Source organism: Frankia sp. CcI49 (assembly GCF_001983215.1).
GTDB classification, from domain to species: Bacteria; Actinomycetota; Actinomycetes; order Frankiales; family Frankiaceae; genus Parafrankia; species Parafrankia irregularis.
Genome location: NZ_MOWP01000023.1, coordinates 39,354 through 64,898 on the forward strand (window position 1 = coordinate 39,354; position 25,545 = coordinate 64,898).

Annotated in this window: 20 protein-coding genes; 10 read left to right on the forward strand and 10 right to left on the reverse strand. The window is 71.9% G+C overall.

From position 1 onward, the window contains the following. The first annotated feature begins 104 nt into the window (after positions 1–104). Positions 105–1,430, forward strand: a complete 1,326-nt coding sequence (gene wecB / locus CcI49_RS20795) for a UDP-N-acetylglucosamine 2-epimerase (non-hydrolyzing) (RefSeq protein WP_054569065.1) — start codon at positions 105–107, stop codon at positions 1,428–1,430. Next, complete coding sequence (locus tag CcI49_RS20800) at positions 1,427–3,394, forward strand: polysaccharide deacetylase family protein (protein WP_076828771.1); 1,968 nt, start codon at positions 1,427–1,429, stop codon at positions 3,392–3,394. Before wecB ends, CcI49_RS20800 begins: the two co-directional genes overlap by 4 nt. A gap of 126 nt (positions 3,395–3,520) precedes the next feature. On the opposite strand, the gene CcI49_RS20805 is transcribed toward CcI49_RS20800, so the two are convergent. From CcI49_RS20805 to rlmB, 3 genes are all read right to left on the reverse strand, one after another. After that, positions 3,521–4,270, reverse strand: a complete 750-nt coding sequence (locus CcI49_RS20805; RefSeq protein WP_241840168.1) for a hypothetical protein — start codon at positions 4,268–4,270, stop codon at positions 3,521–3,523. Positions 4,271–4,419: 149 nt separating this feature from the next. Next, a complete protein-coding gene (locus CcI49_RS20810) occupies positions 4,420–5,724 on the reverse strand; it encodes an EAL domain-containing protein (protein ID WP_277872746.1) in 1,305 nt (434 codons plus the stop codon). Between the two features lie 346 nt (positions 5,725–6,070). Further along, the gene (gene rlmB, locus CcI49_RS20815) at positions 6,071–7,150 is read right to left on the reverse strand and encodes a 23S rRNA (guanosine(2251)-2'-O)-methyltransferase RlmB (protein ID WP_076828774.1); all 1,080 of its coding nucleotides are present in this window, start codon (positions 7,148–7,150) and stop codon (positions 6,071–6,073) included. Between the two features lie 405 nt (positions 7,151–7,555). Between rlmB and CcI49_RS20820 the strand changes: the two genes are divergently transcribed. The 4 genes from CcI49_RS20820 (at position 7,556) to CcI49_RS20835 (ending at position 12,464) form a co-directional block, all read left to right on the forward strand. Then, positions 7,556–8,809 (forward strand): serine/threonine protein kinase, encoded by a 1,254-nt coding sequence (locus CcI49_RS20820; protein WP_241840169.1) that lies wholly within the window; start codon positions 7,556–7,558, stop codon positions 8,807–8,809. 220 nt (positions 8,810–9,029) lie between these two features. Then, positions 9,030–10,595, forward strand: coding sequence for a PP2C family serine/threonine-protein phosphatase (locus CcI49_RS20825; RefSeq protein WP_054569060.1), 1,566 nt, complete (start codon positions 9,030–9,032; stop codon positions 10,593–10,595). A 2-nt stretch (positions 10,596–10,597) separates the two neighbouring features. Next, positions 10,598–10,846, forward strand: a complete 249-nt coding sequence (locus CcI49_RS20830) for a hypothetical protein (protein WP_158230793.1) — start codon at positions 10,598–10,600, stop codon at positions 10,844–10,846. 4 nt (positions 10,847–10,850) lie between these two features. Then, positions 10,851–12,464: an FHA domain-containing protein gene (locus CcI49_RS20835; protein WP_054569058.1), complete on the forward strand. Its 1,614-nt coding sequence runs from the start codon at positions 10,851–10,853 to the stop codon at positions 12,462–12,464. Between the two features lie 201 nt (positions 12,465–12,665). On the opposite strand, the gene cysS is transcribed toward CcI49_RS20835, so the two are convergent. From cysS to CcI49_RS20860, 5 genes are all read right to left on the reverse strand, one after another. Continuing rightward, the gene (gene cysS, locus CcI49_RS20840; protein WP_076828779.1) at positions 12,666–14,147 is read right to left on the reverse strand and encodes a cysteine--tRNA ligase; all 1,482 of its coding nucleotides are present in this window, start codon (positions 14,145–14,147) and stop codon (positions 12,666–12,668) included. A gap of 103 nt (positions 14,148–14,250) precedes the next feature. After that, entirely contained in the window at positions 14,251–14,643 is a 393-nt protein-coding gene (locus CcI49_RS20845) for a PPOX class F420-dependent oxidoreductase (protein ID WP_006545250.1), read from the reverse strand. 192 nt (positions 14,644–14,835) lie between these two features. Then, positions 14,836–15,318: a 2-C-methyl-D-erythritol 2,4-cyclodiphosphate synthase gene (ispF, locus tag CcI49_RS20850; RefSeq protein ID WP_054569056.1), complete on the reverse strand. Its 483-nt coding sequence runs from the start codon at positions 15,316–15,318 to the stop codon at positions 14,836–14,838. After that, a complete protein-coding gene (ispD, locus tag CcI49_RS20855) occupies positions 15,315–16,004 on the reverse strand; it encodes a 2-C-methyl-D-erythritol 4-phosphate cytidylyltransferase (protein WP_054569055.1) in 690 nt (229 codons plus the stop codon). The genes ispF and ispD overlap by 4 nt, the downstream gene beginning before the upstream one ends. A 207-nt stretch (positions 16,005–16,211) precedes the next feature. Beyond that, a complete protein-coding gene (locus tag CcI49_RS20860) occupies positions 16,212–16,694 on the reverse strand; it encodes a CarD family transcriptional regulator (protein WP_006545253.1) in 483 nt (160 codons plus the stop codon). A gap of 1,289 nt (positions 16,695–17,983) precedes the next feature. Between CcI49_RS20860 and CcI49_RS20865 the strand changes: the two genes are divergently transcribed. The 3 genes from CcI49_RS20865 to disA all read left to right on the forward strand — a co-directional run bounded on the left by CcI49_RS20865 (position 17,984) and on the right by disA (position 21,782). Further along, on the forward strand, positions 17,984–18,742 hold the full coding sequence (locus tag CcI49_RS20865; RefSeq protein WP_054569054.1) for a hypothetical protein: 759 nt from the start codon (positions 17,984–17,986) through the stop codon (positions 18,740–18,742). Between the two features lie 332 nt (positions 18,743–19,074). Continuing rightward, complete coding sequence (gene radA, locus CcI49_RS20870; protein WP_116437459.1) at positions 19,075–20,556, forward strand: DNA repair protein RadA; 1,482 nt, start codon at positions 19,075–19,077, stop codon at positions 20,554–20,556. A gap of 146 nt (positions 20,557–20,702) precedes the next feature. Continuing rightward, on the forward strand, positions 20,703–21,782 hold the full coding sequence (gene disA, locus CcI49_RS20875) for a DNA integrity scanning diadenylate cyclase DisA (protein ID WP_076828840.1): 1,080 nt from the start codon (positions 20,703–20,705) through the stop codon (positions 21,780–21,782). Here the strand turns inward: disA and CcI49_RS42610 are convergent. Then, on the reverse strand, positions 21,773–22,045 hold the full coding sequence (locus tag CcI49_RS42610) for a hypothetical protein (protein WP_162604159.1): 273 nt from the start codon (positions 22,043–22,045) through the stop codon (positions 21,773–21,775). The two genes, disA and CcI49_RS42610, sit on opposite strands and share 10 nt — an antisense overlap. 178 nt (positions 22,046–22,223) lie before the next feature. Between CcI49_RS42610 and CcI49_RS44500 the strand changes: the two genes are divergently transcribed. Beyond that, entirely contained in the window at positions 22,224–22,505 is a 282-nt protein-coding gene (locus CcI49_RS44500) for a hypothetical protein (protein ID WP_076828783.1), read from the forward strand. Here the strand turns inward: CcI49_RS44500 and CcI49_RS20890 are convergent. After that, complete coding sequence (locus CcI49_RS20890) at positions 22,436–25,486, reverse strand: FAD-binding and (Fe-S)-binding domain-containing protein (RefSeq protein ID WP_083749644.1); 3,051 nt, start codon at positions 25,484–25,486, stop codon at positions 22,436–22,438. The genes CcI49_RS44500 and CcI49_RS20890 overlap by 70 nt on opposite strands. Positions 25,487–25,545: the final 59 nt, after the last annotated feature.

Below are 25,545 nucleotides of genomic sequence, written 5' to 3' on the forward strand. Positions count from 1 at the left end.
GGCCTCGAGCTGCCCGGCGCTCCGGTGCGACACCGCACCAACCAGCCAGTCCCAGCAACCAACAGTCGACCCACCGATAGAAGATCAAGTATGGGAGGTTCATCGTGGCCGACCGCTCCACCGGTCACACGGTGCTGCTCGTATACGGCACGAGACCCGAGGCGATCAAGATGGCGCCAGTGGTCCACGAGCTTCGCCGAACCAGGTCGCTGCGTCCCGTGCTCGCCGTCACCGGGCAGCACCGGACGATGCTCGACCAGGTCAACAACCTGTTCGGGCTGGTCCCCGACTACGACCTGGAGATCCTTCAGCACCGGCAGTCCCTGTCCGGGGTGACCACCCGTGCGCTCGGCGGCCTTGAGGCCGTGATGGCCGAGGTGCGGCCGGATGCCGTCGTGGTCCAGGGCGACACGACCACGGCGTTCACCGGCGCACTCGCCGCCTTCTACCAGAGCGTGCCCGTCGTGCACCTCGAAGCCGGGCTGCGCACGGACGACCCGATGTCACCGTTCCCGGAGGAGATCAACCGGCGGCTGACCGCCCAGCTGGCGGAGCTTCACCTGGCACCGACCCCGTCGGCCCGGGCCAACCTGCTGGCGGAAGGCATCCGTCCCGAGTCGGTTCTCGTCACCGGCAACACGGTGATCGACGCCCTGCTGCACGTGGCGGCGGCGCCACCACCCGACGACCCGCTGCTCGCCGAGGTCCGCCACCTGGCCAGGCTCGACGAGCCCGCGGGGGTCGGCAGACGTCAGATGGTGCTCGTCACCGCGCACCGCCGCGAGTCCTGGGGCGAGCCGCTCGCCCAGGTGGGCGCGGCGCTGGCCCGGCTGGCCACCGAACGGCCCGAGCTGCTGGTCGTGCTGCCGGTCCACCGCAACCCGGCCGTCCGGGAAGCCGTGCTGCCGCCGATCGCGGGACTGCCCAACGTGCTGGTCGCGGACCCGGTCGACTACTCGGCGTTCACGCACCTCATGGCGGCGGCGACCGTGATCGTCACCGACAGCGGAGGGGTGCAGGAGGAGGCCCCCAGCCTCGGCAAGCCGGTGCTGGTCCTGCGGGAGAACACCGAGCGGCCGGAAGGTGTGCGCGCGGGCACCACCCGCCTCGTCGGCACCGACACGGAGCGGATCGTCGCCGCCGTCGGCCAGCTCCTGGACGATCCCGTCGCCTACGCGGCCATGGCGGAGGCGGTCAACCCGTACGGCGACGGGCAGGCCGCGAGCCGTGCCGTCGCGGCGATCGAGCACCGCCTGTGCGGAACACCGGCGCCCGACCCCTTCGTCCCCGGTGCCCGCGCCATCGACATTCCGCTGCGGATTCCCCGCCAACCGACGCATTCGGGGGTGATCACGCTGGGAACCAGCGCGGTACTGGCCGAGCAGACCGCCGCCGGCGCTTCGGCACGACTCGAGGAGGCCGGCGCGTGAGCCGCCTGACACAGCTTTTCGCCGGCAGCCGCGGCGCACGGAGCTCGGCCCGCACCAGCACCCGCGCCCACACCGGCGCCCGCACTCACACCGGCACCCGCACCTGCGGGGAGCGAAGCTCGGCCGGGCGCCGGCGGCGTACCCGTGGGGCCGCGACCGCCGCCGCGGCGGGCCTGCTCGCGCTCACCGTGGGAGCCGGCACGGCCATCGCGGCACCCGCCGGCGGCAAGGGCGGATCACCGCATCCACCCCGCCACGCCCGGGCCGCGACCCCACAGGTACATCCGGGCGGCAAGGGGCTCAGCACGCTGCCTGCCCCGCCGGCGCCACCACGAACACCACCACCGCGCCGGGCCCCGCGCCCGGTGCCCCCCGGCCGCGGCGACGCCGCCATCGCCGGCACGGCGACCGGATCGTCAGGCACGCCGGCAACCGGGTCATCGGCCGCGGCGGCAACGGCGGCAGCAACGACAGCGGCAACGCCCCTGGCCGCGGCGGCGACGACCGGTCAGGGCACGCTGATCCTCTACGACACGACCGGCACCTGGGGATGGCTGGGCGAGCAGTACGCCATGCAGGCCGCGAACCTGGCATCGCGTTTCGGCACCTGGCAGGCCCGGCCCGTCAGGTCGTACACGGCCGGCCAGATGGCGCAGTACGCGGCTGTGATCTACATCGGATCGACCTACGACGAGCAGGTGCCCACGGCCTTCCTGACGGACGTCCTGGCCGGGACCAGGCCGGTGCTGTGGATGTACGACAACATCTGGCAGCTCACCGCACAGGCGCCGAACTTCGCGACGACCTACGGCTGGAACTGGTCCGGCTTCGACACCACGTCGATCGGAGCGGTCCGGTACAAGGGAACCGATCTGACCAGGCTCGCGACCAACGCCGCGGGGATCATGAACTACGGCACCGTCGACCCGGCCAAGGCGACGGTGGTGGCCGAGGCGGTGCGCGCGAACGGTACCCGCTTCCCCTGGGCACTTCGTTCGAACAACCTGACCTACATCGGTGAGATCCCGTTCGCCTACGCCGACATGACCGACCGCTATCTCGCCTTCGCCGACATCCTGTTCGACGCGCTGGCCCCGCAGACAGCCACCCGGCACCGGGCACTGGTACGCATCGAGGACGTCGGGCCCGACGCCGACCCGGCCGAGCTGCGCGCGATCGCCGACTATCTCTCCTCGGTGAACGTTCCGTTCTCGGTCGCCGTCTACCCGCGCTACGTCGACGCGAACGGCACCTACAACAACGGGGTGGCGCAGGACTACACCCTCGCGTCACGCCCGGACGTCGTCACCGCACTGCGCTACATGACCCAGCGCGGCGGAACCCTGATCATGCACGGCTGGACGCACCAGTTCTCGAACGTCGCCAATCCCTACTCCGGTGCGAGCGCCGACGACTTCGAGTTCTTCCGTGCCCACGTCGATGCCCAGGACAACGTGGTCTACGACGGCCCCGTACCCGGTGACAGCCAGAGCTGGGCCGCCGGCCGGATGGACGGGTCCGCGGCCGCGTTCACGGCCGCCGGGCTGTCGGTGCCGACGGTCTTCGAGTTCCCGCACTACGCGGCCTCCGCACCTGACTACGCCGCGGCGAAGGCGAAGTTCCCTCGCCGCTACGACCGCGGACTGTACTTCCGCAACCAGCTGGCCGGCGGCACCATCGACCACACGAAGTTCGGCGGCCAGTTCTTCCCCTACCCGGTCACCGACGTCCACGGTTCGTTCATCATTCCGGAGAACATCGGCAACGTGGAGCCGGAGGCGTTCAACAACCACCCGGCCCGGCTTCCCGCCGACCTCATCGACGCGGCGCGCCGCAACCTGATCGTCCGGGACGGCTTCGCGAGCATGTTCTACCACCCGTATCTGGGGGTCGACTATCTGCGGCAGACGGTCGAGGGCGTGAAGGCCCTCGGGTACACCTTCATCGCCGCCTCCGCGGTCTGACCCCGGCCGGTCAGTCGGTCCGCTGATCGGCTCTGATCCGCTGGACCGTCGGCGGGCACGGGAGCTCCCCTGGGCTTCCGTGCCCGCCGGCCAGCCACCGCCATCGCTATGGCGCCTCCTGCTGTTCTACTGTGATTGCCGCGGCCCCGTGACACGGATTCTCGCGCCGATTCCGGTCAGATAGAGCGGGCTGTTCTCGGTGAAGTCCGGGATGTTCTCCTCGCCGATGTACAGGTCCAGATGCCGTTCACCACCGAGCCCGGGTGTGAACTCGTCACGGATCTCCCAGGAAGCCCGCCGCAACGCCTCGCACGCACTCGGGTCGATCTCGGATCCGTCCTCTTCGACACCACATTCCTCGATCACGAACGTGGTGCCGGCCGGCAGCACGGAGGAATCGGCGGCGGCACTTCGGAACGGCACCAGTGCCCGGCCCGCGGTATCGCTTGGAATGTCGTCCAGCCAGAATCCGGTGTCGTAGGACCAGTTGAGCATGGATCCGGCGAGTGGCGCACTGGTGATCCGGCCGGTCCCCTCGTCGTGCACCGCCTGGACGAAACCGGCGGGAAAGGTGCCGAGCAGATCGGTACCGAAGGAGCATTCCCGCTGGCGGCAGCCGCGGACCACGGTCGGCGGCGTCCCCTCGTGAAAGCTCTCCACCGCCGTGTAGTAGACCGTGATCTCCCATCCCTCGTCCTGACCGTCCGGCGCCCGACCGCCCGCCGACTCCAGACAGGCGGCGAGGCAGGCACACCCGCTGATCAGCGCCGGAACCAGCAGGATCCGGCGGCGGCGCCGACTGGTCCGGCCGGGCCGAGGCGGTGCCACGCGGGCCGCCCGGGCCGCCTGGGCCGCCCGGGAAGTCCGTCCACTCATTCGCGAGATATTCACGCCCACACTGTGCAGGGGCGCCTCCTCCGCTGGCAATGACAAAAGCCGGCAGAGCCATCACAATTCCTGAAGACCACACCGGGACAATTATCCCGACCCATCAGAAACCAGAGCTACCACATCTTCCTGCACCCTCAGGTCATCGCCGTGGCGGCCAGTCGGCTGCGTTTCACGGCCACGCAGCGGCCATGGGCGGGAAGTGGCAGCGGTCCGGGTGGGCTGAGGAACTCGCCCTGCCCCTGGTCCACACCGGCGGCGGACAGCACCCGCAGCTCGTCCGCGGTCTCGATACCCTCGGCGACCAGCGTCGCACCGATCTGCCGGCTGAAGTGGACAAGCGCCTCGACCAGCGCCCGCCGGGCCGCGTCGGAACCGACATTCATCGAAAGCCAGCGGTCCATCTTCACGACGTCCGGCAGGAACTGCACCATTCTCCGCAGGCTCGCATAGGCGACGCCCACGTTGTCCACCGCGATCCGGGTCCCAAGGTCACGCAGCTCCAGCAGGCGGTCGAGCGTCGTCGGCAGCTCGTGGTTGCCCTCGCGCTCGGCGATCTCGACGACCACCTGGTCGGCGCTGGGGCCGTCGATCAGCTCGGTGAGCCGCCCGGACGCGATGGTCGCGGGCGACGCGTTCACCGAAAGCGCCAGCCCGCGTGGGAAGCGCGGCAGCTCCGCCAGGGCCGCACGGATCGCGGCCAGCTCCAAATCGATGCCCAGGCCGACCGACGTCGCCTGCTCGAACCACTGGGCCGGCGACAGGACGCCGTCGGCGCGCCGCCCACCAGGATCGCCGCTGGACCCACTTCCCGGCGCGGTCCGCAGGCCGTCAGGCGATGGGAACCGCGGGAAGCGCGCCAGCGCCTCCGCACCGACGATCCCATGCGTCGGCAGGTCGAACATCGCCTGGAAGACCATTGTCGGCCCACCGGAATCGATGATCTCCCCGATCACGGACCGGACATGATCGTCATCGGCGTGGCCGCGATGGATCGCGGACACCGTGTCGGTGAGGACGTCGGCCAGCAGGCTCAGGAAACGGACGTCCCGCTCACCCAGGTTCGGGTCCGGCTCGGTGCCCAGCGCGCACAGCATGCCGTAGAGCTCGCCGTTGTCCAGATGGACAGGTGTGCCGACATAGGACCCGATGCCCAGATCACGCGTGACCGGCAGGTTGGCCGTACGGCTGTCCGCTCGCGCGTCGGGCACCACCGCGGGAAGACGGCCGTCCAGCACCCGGGCGCAGTAGGTCTGCTCCTTGTCGACCCGGTACCCGACCAGGCTCTCGACCAGGTCACCGTCGCCCGCGACGAGATCGATGACCTGGTGGTCGCCGCTGAACCTGGCCAGCCAGGCGACATCGGTCCGCAGATGACGACGCGCCAGGTCGAGGACGCGCCTCATCTCGTCGTTGTGATCCCTCGTCTCCGGGCCCTCCACAGCCGGGTGCCCACCGGATGCTCGGTCGTCAGCCTTCCCGGGCGGCCCGGAGCCTGCTGGCTTCCCGGGCGGTCCGGAGCCTGCTGGCGCCTCCCACCCCCCGCCGGTCACAACATCGTTCACGGCGTACACCTCCCGGCCGGCAGCGCTCGCGCATCGGCGTTCCCTTCCGATGGTGCGCCGCCAGCCCGCAGCCCGCAGCCCATGACGGCATGGCGGGGCCCCGCGGCAGCATGGCGCACGGCGGAAGCCGACCGTCGCGGGCTGCGGCGGGCAGCCGGCGTACCGCTGACAGGACGGCTACCGCTGGCTGGCCTACAGCCAGGCCGGTCAGAAGGCGGGCCGGTCAGGAGGCGGGCGCCGCCAGGCGACGACGGCGCGCGATCTCAGCGAGCGCGATGCCCGTGGCGACCCCGGCGTTCAACGACTCCATGGCTCCGGCCATCGGGATCCGGACCTTCAGGTCGCAGCACTCGCCGACGAGCCGCGAGAGGCCGCGCCCCTCCGAACCGACCACAAGCACCAGCGGATCCGCGGCAACCTGGAGATCGTCGATGTCGACCTCCCCGTCTGCCGCCAGGCCGACGATGAACAGGCCGGCCTCGGCGAACGAGCGCAGGGTACGGGTCAGGTTCACTGCTCGGGCGACGGGCAGCCTCGCCGCCGCGCCCGCGGACGTCTTCCATGCCGCCGCGGTCATACCCGCCGCGCGCCGCTCAGGAACGACGACACCGTTCGCGCCGAACGCCGCCGCCGAACGGACGACGGCACCGAGGTTGCGCGGGTCGGTGACGCCGTCGAGCGCGACGACCAGACCGGGCGCCGCGGCCTGGGTGGCGGCGAGCACATCGTCCGGATGGGCGTACTCGAACGGCGGGACGGAGAGCGCGAGCCCCTGGTGTGGTGCGTTCGGGCAGAGCCGGTCGAGCTCGACCCGCCCGACGTCGACCACGGTGAGCCCGGCACGGCCGGCGAGGCGGCGGGCGTCGGCGAGACGCTCGTCGAACTCGAGGCCGCCGGCGATCAGCAGGGAGCTCGCCGGCACCCCTGCCCGCAGCGCCTCGACCACCGCGTTGCGGCCGACCACGAACTCGTCGGTCTCGCCGCGCCGCGCGCTGTGTGCGCCGGTACCGCCGCTCCCGCCGGCGGCGGCGCCGGAGCCGGCCGACGACCCCGCCTGGCCCTGCGCACTCGGACGCCTTGCTCCGCCCCGGGCGGCCGCAGCGGCGGCGGCGGCACGGCGCTGCGCCGGATGACCGGTCCGCTGCTCGGCCGGTGGTGTCGCCCCCTTGCCCTGCAGCCCTTTGCGGCGCTGCCCGCCGCTACCGATCGCCGCACCCTTGCGGTGGGAACCTGACTTCGCGGCCCGGCCTCCCTGCCCGCCACGGGCGACTCCGCCGCCACCCCGGCTCTGGCCACCGGCCATCACAGACCACCTCGTAACTCGCGTGTTCGGGCCGTCGACCCGCCCCGCGAGCCAACTGATCATCTGGTCGTGCCGGGCGCTGCCTGGTGCCAGCCGCGACACAGCCGTACCCCAACGGTATCCGGCCGTGTCACGCCACGCGGCGGACACCATCACCAATGCCCACATCGACCAGCACTGCCCACGGCGACACCCGCGTCGAAATCGACATGGGCGTCGGGAAAGACTTCGACTGTCTGACAGCTGTCGGACGGCTGTCGGACGTCGGCGAAACCGGTTGCGCGGTACGTCCGGCCCGATCGAGTGGTCCCAGACCACTCGATGCACAGGTGGACCCCACGAGTTCACCGAGAGGCTCCGCGAATCCGCGACTTGCTACCTATCCTCAGTGGGATGGGCGGGCACGTGTCTGGAGGGCAGGTGGGCGGCTTCTCCTGGGCGGGCCCCGGCCCAGCCCCGGTGCGCGGCGCGGCTGGCGCCCGCTGCCCGGTGTGCGCCGGCCCCGTCGGTCGCGTCGCCGGTCGGGCGAGCTTCGGCCCGCGGTCGCGGGCCAGCGGGTTCTGCCCACGATGCCGGACGCCTTATTCCTTCTCACCGCCGCTGCAGGCCGGGGACGTCGTCGGCGGCTACCGCGTCGTCGACTGCCTCGCCGCGGGCGGCCCCGGGCCGGCTGGCTGGGTGTTTCTGGCCGTCGACCTGGGTGAGGCCGGCGAACGCGCCGGTGACGCCGCCGCACCGGAAACCAGCCACACCGGCGTCACCGACGGCACCCGCCGTGCGGGGCGGCAGGTGGTGCTGAAGAGCCTTCGGCGCGCGCGGTCACGCCCGGATGGCCGGCACGGAGCCTGTCGTGTGCCGCGGCGCCTGCCGCCCGACCCACCGCTGCGGCATCCGGCGATCGTCCCGATGCTGGGCGAGGTCTGCCACGGCGGCACGGATTTCGCGGTGATGGGGTTCGTGGCCGGCCCGTCGCTGTCGCAGCTGCTCCGCTCCCGGCGGGAGGCCGGAGCCGTCGCGAGTGCGCCGCTGCCCGTGCCGGCTGCGATCGCCGGGGCGATGCGCCTGCTGTCCGCGCTGCGGTACGTCCACGAGCGTGGCTATCTCTTCTGCGACCTGGCGCCCGGCAACGTGGTCTGGAACGACGAGGAGGTCACGCTGGTCGATCTCCAGTCGCTGCGCCCGGCCGGCCGCCACCTCGGCGCGTTCCACGTGACGGCGGGATTCGACGCCCCCGAGCTTGCCATGAGCCCCCCGTCGGTGGGCTCGGACCTCTACGCTCTCGGCAGGCTGTTGGCCGCCGCGGCACTCGATTTTCCGCACCGAACGTCAACATATCGATACACCCTTCCGACGCAGGAGGTCGACCAGGTGCTGGCTCGGCACGCACCGCTGCACCGGTTCCTCCTTCGTGCCACCGCCGCCGACCCGGGGAGCCGGTTCACCGGTGCCGCGCACATGGCCTCGGCGCTCGGCGAGGTCGCGGCAGGTGCCGGCGCCAGCTGGGCGCCGGCGCGCCCCGCGGGCCTGGCCGAGGGCCCCGAAGAGCCCTCCCACCAGCCAAAAGGCCCAGGAGGTGGCGGCGCTTGCGGAGCGCACACGGATGGCGGGCGTACTGCGGACAGGACTCCCCACAATCCACGCAGGACGGCCGGACGTTGACACCCAGGCGGGCACCGCGATCACCGGCGTCGACGCATCTGACGGATCATGCCACTATTCATCTCGGCGTCCTTGGATTTGAGCAGGTCGACGTGATATATCCGGTCCCCACAGGACGGGCAGGAGGCACTAACCACATGGCTCCGCGCCACACGGCTCCGCGCACACCGCCCAGACTCGCTGTCACTGGCGGGCCGCTGCAGCGGCCGGTGGCCTGACCATGGACCTCAACTCCCGCAGCGGGCACAGCTACCCCGGGCACGGCTACCCTCCGGCTCGTCCGGGCGGCCACCATCCTGGCGACGGGTATCCGGAAGAGGCCGGCCACGCCGGCGGTTATCACGGCGACGAGGCACCCACCGCGGGTTACGCCGAGGGCTATGGCTCGGCGGAGTACCACCCGGACGATCCGGCTGCGGAAGGCTACTCAGCCGGCCGTTTCAGGGCCGCACACTATTCCGAGAACTCCTACGGGGAGGGCGGCGGCTACCCGGAGAACTCGTACCCGGGCCCGGAGAACAACTACCCGGGCGATGCGTATCCAGGCGCTGGCTACACCCCGGAACCCGGCACCTATCGTGACAGCGAGTATCACGGAGAATACTCCGAGCGCGCGTATGAGTCGTCGTCGTATCCGGCCGGGGCCTATCCCGGCCCCGGGTACTCCGGCGGCGGATTCACCGAGGACGGCTACCCGGCGGACTCCGACGCCGCGACGATGCTGCTGGCGCAGCACGGCACCCCGAGCGACGAGTCCGGCGACGACGAGATCATGCGTTGCCCGGTGTGTGCCGCGCCCAACTACACCGACGCACGGTACTGCGAGGCGTGCGGCTTCGCGTTCACCGGAGCGCCGGTCAGCGGCGGCGACGAGGACCACCGCGAGATCGACCTGGGGCCGCTGGCCGGCGTCTGCGACCGGGGGGTCCGGCACACGACGAACGAGGACGCGATGGGCGTCGCCATCGTCCACGGCACTCTGATCGCCGTCGTGTGCGACGGCGTCTCGACGACTCCCGGCTCCGGCGAGGCCTCGGCGGCCGCGGCGGCCACCGCCACAGCCATCCTCGCGGACGCTGTGCGCGCCCACGGGCCCGGCGAGGCGGTCCCCTACAAGGAACCGTCGAAAAGCGCCGCGAGCGAGGTTCTCGACGTGCTGGAGGAGTACTCCGAGTTCGACGAGCCGCGAACCGCGCCACGGCGGATCTCCGGCGGCTTCGGCCCGGACGAGGCCGACGCCGCCCTGCACACCGCGGTGGAGGCCGCCCAGGCCACCATCGCCCAGCTCAGTGCGGCCGAGGGCCGGATGGCCCCGTCCTGCACCTTCGCCGCCGCGATCATCACCCAGCCCTCGGCGGACGGCCCGGGGATGGTCACCGTCGGGTGGGTCGGCGACAGCCGCGTCTACCTCCTGGGTCCCCGCTGGTGTGAGCGGCTCACCGCGGACGACACCTGGGCGGCCGAGGCCGCGCGGGCCGGGCTGATCCCCGCCTCGGAGGCGGAGACCCACCGGCGCGCACACACCCTGACGCGCTGGCTGGGTGGCGATGCCGAGGACGTGACCCCGCACACCGCCGCCTTCCCGATCGAGACGCCGGCCACTGTGGTCGTCTGCAGCGACGGCCTGTGGAACTACTCGTCCCGCCCGGACGTCCTCGCCTCACTGGTGAACCATCTCGATCCCGACGCCGCCGCGCTGGACGTCGCGCGCCACCTCGTCGACTTCGCGATCGACCAGGGCGGCCACGACAACATCACCGTGGTCGCGGCCAGGGTGACGGGTTGACAATGCTGCCCGCGTCGGGGCCGCCGGTCACCGACCGGAGCGACATCGCTGCCAGACCAGCAGGTGGGCGTGTGTTTCGGCGCGCGCTCGCCCGGGGCAACGACGCAACCCGCTGCCTCCTACGGGAGGTGGTTCACATCGACATTCCAACAACAGGTACGGTTCGTCTGAAGAAATACGTCGAGAAGATGGACGAGATGATGGTCCGCGACTCGTCGATGTCGGCCAGGACTGTCCGGGTGAACAGGTGATCAGGTGAGCGCACGCTGCCCGGAGGGGCACCTGTCCCACGATCCCGACTACTGCGATCAGTGCGGGCTTCGGATCGTGGGTGGTCAGGATCGTTATGGTTTCCGTCAGGAGGAGGGCGGCCGCGGGGCCGCCTATCCGGCCGGCGCGCCTGCCGGGCGTTCCGCGGATCCGTATGCACGGCGGGCACCGGAACGGGACCCCTCAGGCCCCCAGGCCAATGGCGGAGCCCAGGCGGGCTACGACCCGCTCGGAATCCGTCGTACCCCGAGCGACGCGGCCGGTGTCGCGGATCCGCCGCGCGGCCAGGGCCGCGGCGGCGACCCGTACGGCGGTTACGGCCGCGAGGGCTACGCCGAGGAGCCACGGTCCGCACGGGGCTATCCGGTGGACCCGTACGCCCGTGACGGGTACGGGAACGCGCCCGACGACCGCGCTCGGCCCGACGGCCGCGGCGAGCGGCCACGCGAGGAACGGCACGATCCGTACCAGCGCGACGATCGCGGCGCCGGCTTCGGCGGCCGTGACGACCAGGGCGGTTTCGCTGGCCGTGACGACCAGGGCGGTTTCGGCGGCCGTGACGACCGCACGCCGCCCGGCTACGGGCGCGAGGAGCGCGGCTACGCGGCTGGCCGTGGTGAGCAGCCCGAGCCCGCGTTCGCCCGTGGGCGCGACGACCGCGGCTACGGCGCGCAGGAGAGCCGCGGCGGCTACGGCGGCCCCGAGGCCCGGGGCGGATACGGCGCGGGTGACCCGGGTCGGCCGGCACCGGACACCGACGGCCGACGGGGCTACCGCGACGGCTCGTTCGGCGGGCCCGGAGGCGGCTACGACTCGGATCCGCTGGGCGGGCCGGGCGGTGGCGCCACACCGGTTCCGGGTGGCCCGGGTGGCCCGGGTGGCCGGAACCGGGCCGCGGACCGCTACGCGCCCTGCCCGAACTGCCGTTCGCTCAATGACCCGGCCGCGCGCTTCTGCGAGACCTGCGGGCTCGACTTCAGCACCGGTCAGCTGCCTGGGCAGGCCGGCCCGTCAGCGCTCGACGACGCGGGTGCCACGTCCCGGCAGACCGGGTCGCGGCGCGGCGCGGAGGGCCGCCACGGCACCGACCCGCGGATGCCCGACCCACGGTTCGGCGAGCAGCACCGCGACGACAGGATGGGCGACCCACGCCTGGCGGACGACCGGCGTCCCGGCAGCCGCGGGCATGACTGGGACGACGCCCCGCCGAGCGGAGCGTGGGAAGCCGTCATCGAGGCGGAGCGCGAGTACTACGACAGCGGCGACGACCATCGCGTGCCGTTCCCCCAGTTCTACCCGCGGAGGGTCTTCCCACTGACCGAGCAGCAGATGCTGATCGGCCGGCGCAGCGAGTCGCGGGGGATCAACCCGGAGATCGACCTCTCGGGCGCGCCCGAGGACCCGGGCATCTCCCGCGCGCACGCGACCCTGGAGCGGATGCCCGACGGCACCTACGCGGTGCGGGACCCCGGCTCGACGAACGGGACGCGTCTCAACGACGAGCCTGACCCGATCGAGCCCGGTCGCGCGATTCCGCTGCGCGACGGCGACCGTGTCTACGTGGGCGCGTGGACGAGGATCACCGTTCGGGCACAGTGAGAGCGGTGGATGTTCGGGCACAGTGATCTGTGCCCGGTATGACCGAGCCGGCACCCGGATCCATCCGGGTGCCGGCTCGTCGTTTCAGTGCACTTCATCGCTTCAGTGCACTTCGTCGTTTTCAGTGAGCCGCGTTGTTTCCAGTGAGCTGCGTTGTCCCAGTGAGCTGCGTTGTTTCCAGTGAGGTCAGTGCCGGCCGCCTCAGGAGAGGTGCCAGCGCTGGCCTTCCGGGGTGTCCTCGATGACGACGCCGGACGCGGCGAGGCGGGAGCGGATGGAGTCCGCCTCCGTGTAGTCCCGCCGAGCCCTGGCCGACGAGCGCAGATCGAGCAGGATGCCCATGACGCTGTCGAGCGCCGGGCGCAGCTCGGCGCCGGCCGTGGGCCACTGCTCCACCGGGTCCAGGCCCAGCACGGTGAGCATCCGACGGGTCACGTCGACCCAGCCGGCCAGCTCCCGGCTGTGGGCCTTGGAGAGCACCTGGTTGCCTCGGCTGACCGCCCCGAACAGTGCGGCCAACGCCCGGCCGACGGCGAGATCGTCGTCCATCGCCGCGGCGAACTCCGACCAGACCAGCTCCGGCGTGAGGTCGCCCTCTGCCGCGGTACCGGCCACGGTGCCCGGGCCCGCCGACCCCGCCTGGCCCGCCTCGGTGCCTGCCAGCGCCGCGGCCTCCGCCGGCCCGCCCAGGATGTCCAGAGCGTTGCGTACGAAGGTCTCGACCCGGTCGTGCGCCGCGCCGGACTCGTCGAGCGTCTGCGGGCTGTACTCCAGCGACGAGCGGTAGTGCGCGGAGAGCAGGTGATAGCGCAGCACCTGCGGGCGAACCGTGGCGAGCGCGTCCGTCACGAAGAAGGAGTTACCCAACGACTTGGACATCTTCGTCCCGCCGGTGGTGAGCAGGCCGAWGTGCATCCAGTAGTTGGCCATCTCGCCGCCGGCCGGCCCGCCGGCCGCGCACACCGTCTGGGCCCGCTCGTTCTCGTGATGCGGGAAGACCAGGTCCAGCCCGCCACCGTGGATGTCGAAGACCCCACCGAGGTACTTGCCCGCCATCGCCGAGCACTCCAGGTGCCAGCCAGGGCGCCCCGGGCCCCACGGCGAGGACCAGGACGGCTCCCCGGGCTTGACGGCCTTCCACAGCGCGAAGTCGCGCGGGTCGGCCTTGCCCGGTTCGGCCTCCGGGGATGGATGCATCGAGGCGGGGCGCTGGTGCGAGAGCGCGCCGTAGTCCGCGAACGCGCCGACCCGGAACCACACCGATCCGGCGCCGGGGTAGGCGAACCCGCGCTCCACCAGCACGGAGATCATCTCCAGCATCTCCGGGATGTGCCCGGTCGCGAGCGGAGAGATCGTCGGTGGCAGCACGCCCACCGCCCGGTACGCCTCGTCGAAGGCTCTGGTCTGACGGGTAGCGAGCTCCCAGACCGTCGTCCCCGCCCGATCGGCGTTGATGATGATCTTGTCGTCGATGTCGGTGACGTTCTGGACGAAGGTCACCGACAGCCCGCTCTGCGTCAGCCAGCGGCGCAGCAGGTCGAAGGCCAGCCCGGTGCGGATGTGGCCCACATGCGGCGGTGACTGGACAGTGGGCCCACACACGTACACACCCACATGACCGGGGCGCAGCGGCACGAACGGCCGCACGCGCCGGGTGCGCGTGTCATAGAGGCGAAGACCCATCTGTCAAGGGTAACGGCCTCGGCCATCGCCACGCCGAAGGGAGGCCCTCGAAACGGCTGCGGCCCCACCCATCCGGCGCCGCCATCCCGCGACCCGCCCGGGCTCAGCCGGTGGTGAGAACGCGCTCCGCGGCGACGCGGATCACCAGCCTGACCTCGTCCGGCCCGTCCCAGCCGTACGGAGAGCCGTTGTACTTGACCGACAGGAGATCGATGAGCTCCTTGCCGCCCTGCTCGGAGAGCGTCGCGACACCGCGGATCTCCACATAGCTGTACGGGTCCTGCTGGTCGAGGAACATCAGCCCGACCCGTGGGTCCCGGGCGATGTCGCGTTCCTTCGCCCGGCCGCGCACCGTCGAGAGCAGCAGGTCGTCGCCATCGCGAGCGATCCAGAGCACGGTCAGACGAGGCGACCCGTCCGGCCGGATGGTCGCCAACGTCACGTACGTCGGAGCATCCGCGAGAGCCCTGACCGCCTCGGGAAGACGCGCCGCCATCACACTCCTCCGGGACTCGCTCACCGGGCACACCCTCTCATCCCGCTGGCACCAACCTACGTCTGATGCGGGTCAGGCATGCCCGAGTATGCGACAAAACGGGTGCCCACGGTGAGGCGCCCCCGGGAAAGGGCCGGAACCGGACCCGCCGGCGGAATCAGCCACCCCGGGAGCGTCGGCCACCCGGGACCGTCAGAGCCGGGCCACCAGCGCCGTGGCGACCGCGGCCAGCCCTTCACCCCGACCGGTCAGGCCCAGGCCGTCTGTCGTCGTCGCAGAGAGGTTCACCGGTGCGCCCAGGGCCGCCGCCATCGCCTCCTGCGCCTCGAGACGCCGCGCAGCCATCCGGGGCCGGTTGCCGACCACCTGGACGGCAACGTTGCCGATCTGCCAGCCGCCCTCGGCGAGCAGGCGCGCCGTCTCGCCGAGCAGCGCCGCGCCGGACGCGCCGGACCACTCGGGACGTCCGGTCCCGAAGACCGCGCCGAGATCCCCGATGCCCGACGCGCTGAGCAGCGCGTCACACGCCGCGTGCGCGGCCACGTCGCCGTCGGAGTGCCCGGCGAGACCCGTCTCACCGGGCCAGAGCAGACAGGCGACCCAGCAGTCGCGGCCCTGCTCGAAGGGGTGGACGTCCACGCCCGTGCCCACCCGGGGCAGTGCCGGCGCGGTCACCGGTGCCCGTCACGGGGCAGGGAGTGCGCCAGCAGCGCCTCCGCCAGGACCAGATCAGCCGGCCGGGTCACCTTGAACGCCTCCTCGGCGCCGGGAATCGTCGTCACCGGCACACCCAGAGCTTCGACCAGGCCCGCGTCGTCCGTGACGGGGAGGTCCCGGTTCGCGTAGGCGGCCCGCAGGATGTCGCGCCGGAAGCCCTGTGGGGTCTGCACCGCACGCAGGCCGTCCCGGCGCGGGGTGCGCACGACTCGGCCGTCCGCGTCGATCTCCTTGATCGTGTCCGTCACCGGCAACACGGGGATCACAGCGGGATGACCATCGAGGACCGTCGTCGCGACCGCGTCCACCAGCTTGGCCGGGGTCAGCGGGCGCGCCGCGTCGTGCACGAGCACGACGCCGATGTCGTCGTCCAGCGCGTCCAGCGCGACCCGGACGGAGTCCACTCGCTCCGCGCCGCCTGGCACGACCCGCACCCCGGAACCGAGGAGCTGCCCCACCACGTCAACGAGGGTGGGCGGCGCCGCGACGACGACCTGGGAGACGAGCGTGGACGACAGCAGTGTCTCCACTGCCCGCAGCAGCATCGGGCGACCAGCAAGCGGCCGCAACGCCTTGGGCGTGCCGCCACCGAGGCGCTCGCCCCGGCCCGCTGCCGGCACGACCGCCCCTACCCGAGAGTTCACCAACTAAGGCCTCCGCGGCGTCCATGGATATATCGCCGCCCGGCGGTCCCGGGCGGGTGAGAGGCCCCCTTTCGGGGGCACTCCCACAGGTATGGATATCCGCCGCATCCAGGATTCGGTCGGAAACATCAAGCCTTGTGCTCACACCGAACGGTGCGCAATACCCACCCGGGTGTTACCGACCGCACATGCCGGAGGTGGCCGGTATCAACCGGCGAGAACCTCGTCGAGCATGGCTTCGGCCTTGTCCTCATTGGTGCCCTCGGCGAGCGCCAGTTCGCTGACAAGAATCTGCCGAGCCTTGCTCAACATGCGCTTCTCACCCGCGGAAAGACCACGCTCGCGATCACGCCGCCAGAGGTCACGGACAACCTCAGCGACCTTGTTGACGTCACCCGAGGCAAGCTTCTCCAGGTTCGCCTTGTAGCGCCGCGACCAGTTGGTCGGCTCCTCGGTGTGCGGGGCGCGCAGCACCTCGAACACACGCTCCAAGCCGTCCTGACCGACGACATCACGCACGCCGACCATGCCGACATTGTCGGCTGGAACACGGACAGTGAGGTCGCCCTGGGCAACCTTCAGGACGAGATAAAGTTTCTCTTCACCCTTGATGACGCGCGTTTCAATCGCATCAATCAGAGCAGCACCATGATGCGGGTAAACAACGGTCTCGCCGACTTGGAACGCCATGTGTCACGTGCCCCTTCCGCCTCTACCAGCGTAACACGCACGCATCGCCGCAGGTCAGACGCGCGCTGCAGGCGAGGGCGGGGAACAGCGCGATCGTCGTGTTCCGGCCACCCTCCGAGACGGACAGGTACTGCACGCGACCGGGCCGGCGCGCAGGCCGACCGGATCCGCGCAGGTCGGGGCCTATCAAGCGGGCGAGGTGTCCAGCCGAGCGAAACAGATGGTGATGCGGCGGAAGTTGTCCGGTTGTTGGTATCAAGGGCGTCGYGACACTACCGCCGGCTGCCGAACGGTCGCGCTCGACCCGCCGTCGGCCCCGCGCGAGCCGCCCACGCCGCCGGGCGTGTCGACCATGGATCGCCCGGCCCGCCCGCTCCGCGGGCTCCGTCCACCGCGTACCTCCGGGAAGCGTCATGGACCGCCCGGCCGGCGTCGCACCGGCCCAGCAGGGCACGAAGGTCCGGCCCCGCAGCCGCGGCCTCCCAGCACTCTCCGGCACCGGCCAGCGGGGTACACGACGGACCACAGAAGGCGCGACGACAGCGTTGATCGCGGACGCCGGCGGCCCTCGCCGTGGGGTGACCAAGGGCCTGCAATCCCTGGGCATTGCTGCCTTTTCCAACCGGACCGGCGGGGGCCGGCCGGCCTCCCCCTCGAGTGCCAGGCCCGCCTGAGCACCCCCGTCCGACGTCCCACCTTGGCCCGGCGAAGCGAGCCAGATCATGCGGCCGCCGGACCACGACATCCGCATCGGCTTGCACCGGACGGGCCGGAAACGAAATGCTCTCGATCGCCCACCCCCCACGGCCGGCAGCCCTTCCGCCAGTTCCACCCGCCGGCCAGGTCAGCCCGCGGGCTGGTCAGCTCCACCCGCGGGCCGGGCGGACAGCAGCTGGACAGCAGTCATCCGGGCCACAGCCGCGGGTTCCCGACGGCTCACACCGCTCGGCGTCGGCCGGTCCGGGCCTACGCCGGTCCGGCACGGGCCGTTCGGGCCCGCCGTAAGCCGTCCGATAGGTCCGTGAAGTCGCGCCCAACACGCTGGGGCCGCACATAGCGGGCCGAGGTGGCTAGTGTTAGCCCCGCACCCGCGGCCCGGCCTGGGTCTCGCGGGTGGCACGGGTGCGCTTCCGGTGTGCCATGGACTTTCCGCTGGTCGGATGTGTCCGCGGCCACACCGGCGCGCACCGGCCGCTGCGAATCCCCGCAACGGCCACCTGACCGGTCACGACCGTTCGGCACCGACGCGCAAGGCGCGCCGGTCCCTGCGCAGGAGGAGCCACCGAGCCGTGAGCCGCCGTCTGGGTGCTCGTTCCGCGATGTCCACCTTCGAGGGGACGTCGCCCGCCGAAGCCACCGACACCAGTGGTCCGCTGCACACCACGGCCGGGGCCGACGTAACCGTTGGTCTCCGCAGCCGTGCGCGTCGACGGGCCATCGTCACGTCATCTCTCGCCGCGGCAGCCATCGCCGCGTCCGCCCTCAGTGGGTGCGCCTCCGGGACGGACGCACTCACCAACGCCGCCCGCACCACGACCAACTCGGTGAGCGGGGCCGTCGGCTCCGTCACCCTGCGGAACGTGTACGTGGCAGGCCCCGCGGACAAGGGCGACAGCGCGCAGATCATCTCCGCGGTGTTCAACGGAGGCGCCGAGGACGACAGCCTCATCAATGTGTCCTCTCCGTCCGCGAGTGGCGGTACCGCACCGTCCCCGTCGATCATTCGACCCGGCGGCGGCAACATCTACATCGCCAACGGGTCCGCGCCGACGCTGACCGGCCTCACCGAGGATCTGGTGGTCGGCGACGAGATCCCGGTGACGTTCACGTTCGCCAAGTCGGGCAGCGTCACGCTCGATGTTCCGGTCGAGAAGCCGGCCCCCGGCGCCTCGGCCGCGGCGACCGCGCCTGCCACGCAGGCCACCGCCGGGCAGACCACCGCGGCGACGGCGTCCGCCGGGGCGACCTCGACCGAGCTGCCCGCCACCGGGGCCACGTCCGCCGCGGCCTCCGCACCGGCGAGCACCGAGGCGACTCCGACCCCCTGATCTACTGATCCGTCCAACCCGGCCCGGGGTCAGTTCGAACCGGGCTGTCGGAACGGTGCCCTGCGTTGCTTCCGCGCAAGAGTGGAGGATTTCGGTCGCTGGTACGACCAGAATCCTCCACTCTTCGGACCACGGCTTCGAGTTGGCGCCGTCGCCGGCGTTGCTGATGGGCAAGACCTGAGGATTGTGGTCGCCGGAACGACGGAGATCCTCCGATCTTCGCCCTTGGCCCTTCAGGTGCTGAGGTAGGGCGGTAGGGCGGCGGAGCGAAAGGGCAGCGCAGGGGCTGTCCGACGGCCGTCCGACTCGGGCTGTCGGACCTGGCGGCTACCGTGACCGTCATGTCCTCTGTTGGTCCCACGGGGCGCCCGGCTGGTGGTCTCGGGCGGGCATCGTCCCGGAACGGCACGAGCTCCCGCAATCCCGCCGGGGGCTTCCGCTGTTCCGCGTGYGAGGCCGAGGCGGTCCGGTGGKCCGGCCGCTGCCCGCGTTGCCAGGCCTGGGGCACGCTGGAGGCACAGGCGCCCGCCCCGCGAAAGCCCGGTGCGCCGATGGGCGGGCTGGGCGGTTCGACCCGGCTGGGCGCGGCCGCGCCGGTGACAGCCCCGGCCACGCCCGTCACGGCCGTCGACGTGACGGCTGCCCGCAGGCGCCCCACCGGCATCGGCGAGCTCGACCGGGTGCTGGGTGGCGGGCTCGTCCCCGGCGCGGTGATCCTGCTCGCCGGCGAGCCTGGCGTGGGCAAGTCCACCCTGCTGCTGGAGGTCGCCGCGCGCAGTGCCGCGGCGGGGTCCCGTGCACTGGTCATCACCGGTGAGGAGTCCGCCGCCCAGGTCCGGCTGCGGGCCGGCCGCACCGGCGCGCTGCATTCGGATCTTTGGCTGGCCGCGGAGACCGATCTCGGTGCGGTGCTGACGCACGTCGAGGAGGTCCAGCCCGCCCTGCTCGTCGTCGACTCGGTCCAGACGATCTCGTCGGCGAGCTTCGACGGCTCCGCCGGCGGGGTGACCCAGGTGCGTGAGGTCACCGGGGCCCTGATCCGCACCGCGAAGGCCCTGGGGCTGGCGACCGTGCTCGTCGGCCATGTCACCAAGGAGGGCGCTGTCGCCGGTCCGCGGCTGCTGGAGCACCTGGTGGATGTCGTCCTGCACTTCGAGGGCGAGCGGCACTCCACGCTCCGTCTCGTGCGCGCGGGCAAGAACCGGTACGGCCCCGCGGACGAGGTCGGCTGCTTCGAAATGCATGACTCCGGCATCCGTGAGGTCGCCGATCCCAGCGGGCTGTTCCTGTCCCGCTCGGGCGGTGCGGGGCCGACCTCCGTGCCCGGCACCTGCGTCACCGTGACCGTGGAGGGCCGCCGGCCGCTGGTCGCCGAGGTGCAGGCGCTGGTCGCCGAGGCGTCGGCACAGGTCCCGCGGCGCGCGGTCTCCGGGCTGGACGCGGCGCGGGTGGCGATGATCCTCGCCGTGGTGGAGCGGCGGGCGCGGGTCCGGTTCGGGCGTGCGGACGTCTACACCGCGACTGTCGGAGGTGTCCGGCTCGCGGAGCCCGCCGCGGACCTGGCGGTCGCGCTGGCCACCGTGAGCGCGGCGCGGGACCGTCCGTTGCCGGGCGATCTGGTCGCGATCGGCGAGGTGGGGCTGGCGGGCGAGGTCCGGGCGGTGGGCGCGGTCCGTCAGCGCCTGGCCGCGGCGGCCAGGCTGGGCTTCCGGCGCGCGCTCGTCCCGGCCGGTTGCGGTGATCCGCCGGACGGGTTGTCCGTGCAGGAAGTGCCGGACCTTATCGCGGCCATTGCTCACATGTACGACGAATGAACATGATTTGCAATTGCCGGATATGGTGAGATGGCGCCGTGGCTGCGCTCATCCACACGAGGCCTACCGATACCATCGCTGGTGACGAGCACGACACGACGGGGGCGTTCGACGGTCAGGACGTCGAAGAACAACGAGGGAGCCTGATGGCAGGAGCACCCGGGGATGACATCTTCCGGGCGACACTCGCTGCGGTCGCGCCCGGAACTCCGTTCCGTGATGGTCTTGAGCGCATCCTGCGTGGTCATACCGGAGCACTGATCGTGCTCGGCCACGACAAGGTCGTGGAGGGCCTGTGCACCGGCGGGTTCGAGTTGGACGTGGTGTTCTCCGCCACCCGCCTGCGCGAGCTGGCGAAGATGGACGGCGCGATCGTGCTCTCGTCCGATCTCACCCRCATCGTGCGGGCCGCGGTGCACCTGGTTCCCGATCCGACGGTCCCCACCGAGGAGTCCGGCACCCGGCACCGCACCGCGGAGCGGGTCGCCAAGCAGACCGGCCTCCCGGTGATCTCCGTCAGCCAGTCGATGCACATCATCGCCCTCTATGTGGTGGGCCGCCGCTATGTGCTCGACGGGGCGGCGGCGATCCTCTCCCGCGCCAACCAGGCGCTGGCCACACTTGAGCGTTACAAACTGCGACTCGATGAGGTGGCAGGCACCCTCTCGGCACTGGAGATCGAGGATCTCGTCACCGTCCGCGACGCCATCTCGGTGAGCCAGCGGCTGGAGATGGTGCGCCGGATCGCCGACGAGATCGAAAGCTACGTCGTCGAGCTCGGTACCGACGGCCGGCTGCTGTCGTTGCAGCTCGAGGAGCTGATGGCCGGCGTCGAGACGGAACGTGAGCTGACCGTCCGCGACTACCTGCCGGTCGGCTCACGTGCGGGCACGGCGGCGCAGGTCCTGGCGGAGCTGTCGGCCATGTCCCCGACCGACCTGCTGGACCTCACCGTCATCGCCCGGGTGATCGGCTTCTCCGGCGGAGCGGACATCCTCGACCGCCAGATCAGCCCCCGTGGCTACCGGATGCTGGCCAAGGTGCCGCGGCTGCCCCGGATGGTGGTCGACCGGCTCGTCGACCACTTCGGAACCCTGCAGAAGCTGCTGGCCGCCGGGGTGGACGACCTGCAGGCGGTGGAGGGCGTCGGCGAGGCGAGGGCCCGGGCCGTCCGCGAGGGCCTGTCCAGGCTTGCCGAGTCGAGCATCCTCGAACGCTACGTGTAGCCCGGCCGGCCGGCTTCTTCTCCGGCCGGCCGGGCCACACAGCAGCCCGCAGGCCGGATAATTGTCGTCGCAATGTTTCCGGAATCATTCTTCTCCGGAAACATTGTTCTCGCGACGCGGGAATCCATTGCCCTGAATTTCGATGTGATCCGCTGTGTGGTCGGCAGCGCGATCGTCACGGCAAAGCCAGCGATGATGAACCGGCCTTGATCGGGCGGTATCGACATCCTCTCCGCTCTGAAGGGCACGGCACCCGCGCGCACCCGAGCACCTTCGCCAACGCGGCCCACTGACCGGCACTCGGGTACAGACGGAAGCTGTACCCGAGCCGCACGAGCACGACCCACCCGTGATCCCCAGCCTCTGATCCTGATATTCGCACTGGCACACCGCGTCTAGCGCCACACCCACCTGGCCTTCGTCACCAGGTACCGGCAACGGGTGCTCGACGACCAGCGCCTGACCTGCCTGAAAGAAATCATGCGGGCGCTCCGTGTCGACTTCGATGTGGAGCTGGTTGGGTTCAACGGCGAACGTGACCACGTCCGCCTGCCGGTGGTGCCCCGCCCGCCGAAGGTCGCCTGTCGAAGGTCGCCTGTCGAAGCTGGTCAACAGCATCAAGGGCGTCTCGTGCCGGCGGATACATCAGGAGGTCAGGCCGGCCCGGTCCCGTCGTCGGCCCGCAGCGCAGCGACCAGCAGCTCGGCCAGGTGCACACCATGACGCCCGGTCAGCGAATCCAGCTGGGTCCGGCAGGAGAAGCCGTCCGCCAGGACCGTGGCCTCGGGTTTCGCGCGGACAGCCGGCAGCAGCTGCTGCTCGGCCACCTGCACCGAGATGTCGTGGTGCCCACGCTCGACCCCGAAGTTGCCCGCCAGGCCGCAGCAGCCGCCCAGCTGCTGGACGTCGGCCCCGGCGTCGGCCAGCAGCCGTGCGTCGGGCGACCAGCCCAGGACCGCGTGGTGGTGGCAGTGTGGCTGCGCGATCAGCGGTCCCATCGACGCGAGCGACGGTGGCCGGTAGTCCGGCGTCGACTCCAGCAGCTCGGCCAGGGTGCGGACGGCGTCCGCCACCTCCCGTGCCTCGGGCGTGGCCAGCAGCTCGACGGCGTCCGTCCGCAGCGCCGCCGTGCAGCTCGGCTCGACGCCGACGACCAGCCGGCCGGCGCGGACATGCGGCAGCAGCTCGGCGACGGTGCGCGCCATCTGCCGGCGCGCACCGGGCAGCTGCCCGGTTGAGAACCAGGTGAGACCGCAGCAGACCTGCCGCTCCGGCAGCCGCACCGCCCAGCCGGCGCGTTCCAGCACCTCGACGGCGGCGTGCGCGGCTGGTGGGCTGAAGTGGTTGGAGAACGTGTCCACGAAGAGCACGACCTCGCCCAGCCGGCCGGCTTCGCCGGCATCCGTTCGGGCTGGCGGAGCCGGCGGGGTTCGCCGGACGGACGACCGGACGGACGACCGGAAGGTGCGTGTCGCCAGCCGCGGCAGCTCGCGGCGCCGGTCGACGCCGACCAGCCAGGCAACCAGCGGGCGTGCCCAGCCCCAGCCCGCCACCGTGTTCAGCACGCCTGCCGCGCCCGGCACCGCAGCCGCCAGCCGCAGCCAGCGCGGCAGCCAGCCGAGCAGGTAGTGCGCGCGGGGCCGAAGCCGGTGGCGGTACTTCTGGTACAGCGCCTCCGCCTTGTAGGAGGCCATGTCGACGCCGGTCGGGCAGTCGGAGGCGCAGCCCTTGCAGGACAGGCAGAGGTCGAGTGCCTCGTGCACCTCCGGCGCGGCCAGCCCCGCCGGCCCGAGGTTCCCGGCCACCGCGTCCTGCAGCACACGGGCGCGCCCCCGGGTGGAGTCCTTCTCCTCCCGGGTGGCGAGGTAGGACGGGCACATGACGTTGCCGGCTCCGGCGGGCCCGGCGATGCAGCGGCCCACCCCGGTGCAGCGGTGCACGGCCATGGACAGGTCGCCGCGGTCGTCGTGGTAGGTGAGCGCGAGCCCGTGACGGCGCGGTTTGGCGGCGGCGACGCGGATGTCGGCGTCGACCGGTGCCGGATCGACGATGACCCCGGGGTTGAGCAGGTTGTCCGGGTCGAACAGCGCCTTGACCCGGCCGAACAGCTCGATCGCCGCCGGCGAGTACATGAGCGGCAGCAGCTCGCCGCGGGCCCGGCCGTCGCCGTGCTCGCCGGACATCGAGCCGCCGTGCGTCGCGGCCAGCCGGGCCGCGGCGAAGAGGAACTCGCGGAACCGGGCCCGGCCGTCGGACCGGTCGAACGGGAAGTCGATGCGGATGTGCACGCAGCCGTCACCGAAGTGGCCGTAGGGCACCCCGGTCAGCCCGTGGTCGGTGAGCAGCGCGCGGAACTCGCGCAGGTAGCCGCCGAGGCGCTCCGGCGGGACCGCGGCGTCCTCCCACCCGGCGTGCGCGGGCGTTCCGTCGGCGGTCCGGGCCACCAGGCCGGACCCGTCCTCCCGGATACGCCAGAGCCGGGCCATCTGCGCGGCGTCGGTGATCATCCGATGTTCCAGCGCGCCGGCCTCGGCGGCCAGCGCACGAGCCGTCTCCCCCAGCGCGCCGGGATCGTCGCCCGCCAGCTCGACGAACAGCCAGCCGTCACCGCGCGGCAGCGGCGGGACGCTCGACGCCCCGCGGCCGCGGCGGACCACGTCGACGATGCTGACGTCCAGCCCCTCGCAGGCCACCGGCCCGAACGGGAGGATGGCCGGCACGGCGTCGGCGGCGGTCGGCATGTCCGGGTAGCCCAGCGCCACCAGGATGCGGTGCGCCGGGTCGCGGACCAGCCGCAGCTGCGCCGCGAGCACGATCCCGAGCGTGCCCTCGCTGCCCACCAGGGCACGGGCGAGGTCGAAGTGCCGTTCCGGCAGCAGGTGCTCCAGCGAGTAGCCGGACACCTGCCGGCCGAACCGGCCCAGCTCGGTGCGCACCACGGCGAGCGACTCGCCGATGAGCTCGCGCAGTTCGCCGACGAGCCGCGGCTCGCCCGACACACCGGATGAACCAGGCGCACCCGGCAAGGCCGACGCACCCGGCGCACCCGGCGCACCCGGCGCACCCAAGGTCGCGGTCATGCCCGGGGTCGCGAGGCCGCCGCAGGTGAAGCGCTCCCCAGCACCGGTGAGGAAGTCGAGGCCCAGCACGTTGTCCGCGGTCCGGCCGTAGCCCAGCGCCCGGGAGCCGCAGGCGTTGTTGCCGATCATCCCGCCGATCGTGCACCGGTTGTGCGTCGACGGGTCCGGGCCGAACCGCCAACCGGCCGGGATCACCGCCCGCTGCAGCGCCGCCTGCACGATGCCCGGCTCGACGGTCGCGATGCCAGCCTCCGGGTCGACGTCGAGCAGCCGGTTCATATGCCGGTAGAAGTCGAGGATGATGCCGCTGCCCACGGCGTTGCCGGCCAGCGACGTGCCCGCCCCGCGGGAGGTCACCGGGACGGACAGGCCGCGGGCGACGTCGAGAACGGCCAGTACCTCGCCGGCGTCGCGCGGGTGGACGACGACCCGCGGCTCGACCCGGTAGAGGGACGCGTCGGACGAGTACAGCGACCTGGTCAGCGAGCTGTCGTCGAGATCGCCGACGCCGGCGCGGCGCAGCGCGGCCCGCAGCTCCGGCCCACCGGCCCCGGTCGTTCCGGCCAGCCGATTCGGCCCGTCGGGCCGGCCACCGGTCGCCGCCTCAACGGTCACCGTGCGCATCAACGCATCCTCCTCCCACTCTCATGACCTCGGGTACAGGCCGATCAGGCAGGCATGCG

Bases quoted from the DNA above. Each gene is read 5' to 3' on its own strand.
- CcI49_RS20830 (WP_158230793.1), top strand. From the start codon at position 10,598: ATGCTGCCCGCGTCGGGGCCGCCGGTCACCGACCGGAGCGACATCGCT.
- CcI49_RS20860 (WP_006545253.1), bottom strand. From the start codon at position 16,694: ATGGCGTTCCAAGTCGGCGAGACCGTTGTTTACCCGCATCATGGTGCT.
- rlmB (WP_076828774.1), bottom strand. From the start codon at position 7,150: ATGGCCGGTGGCCAGAGCCGGGGTGGCGGCGGAGTCGCCCGTGGCGGG.
- CcI49_RS20825 (WP_054569060.1), top strand. From the start codon at position 9,030: ATGGACCTCAACTCCCGCAGCGGGCACAGCTACCCCGGGCACGGCTAC.
- CcI49_RS20805 (WP_241840168.1), bottom strand. From the start codon at position 4,270: ATGAGTGGACGGACTTCCCGGGCGGCCCAGGCGGCCCGGGCGGCCCGC.
- CcI49_RS20890 (WP_083749644.1), bottom strand. From the start codon at position 25,486: ATGCGCACGGTGACCGTTGAGGCGGCGACCGGTGGCCGGCCCGACGGG.
- CcI49_RS20845 (WP_006545250.1), bottom strand. From the start codon at position 14,643: ATGGCGGCGCGTCTTCCCGAGGCGGTCAGGGCTCTCGCGGATGCTCCG.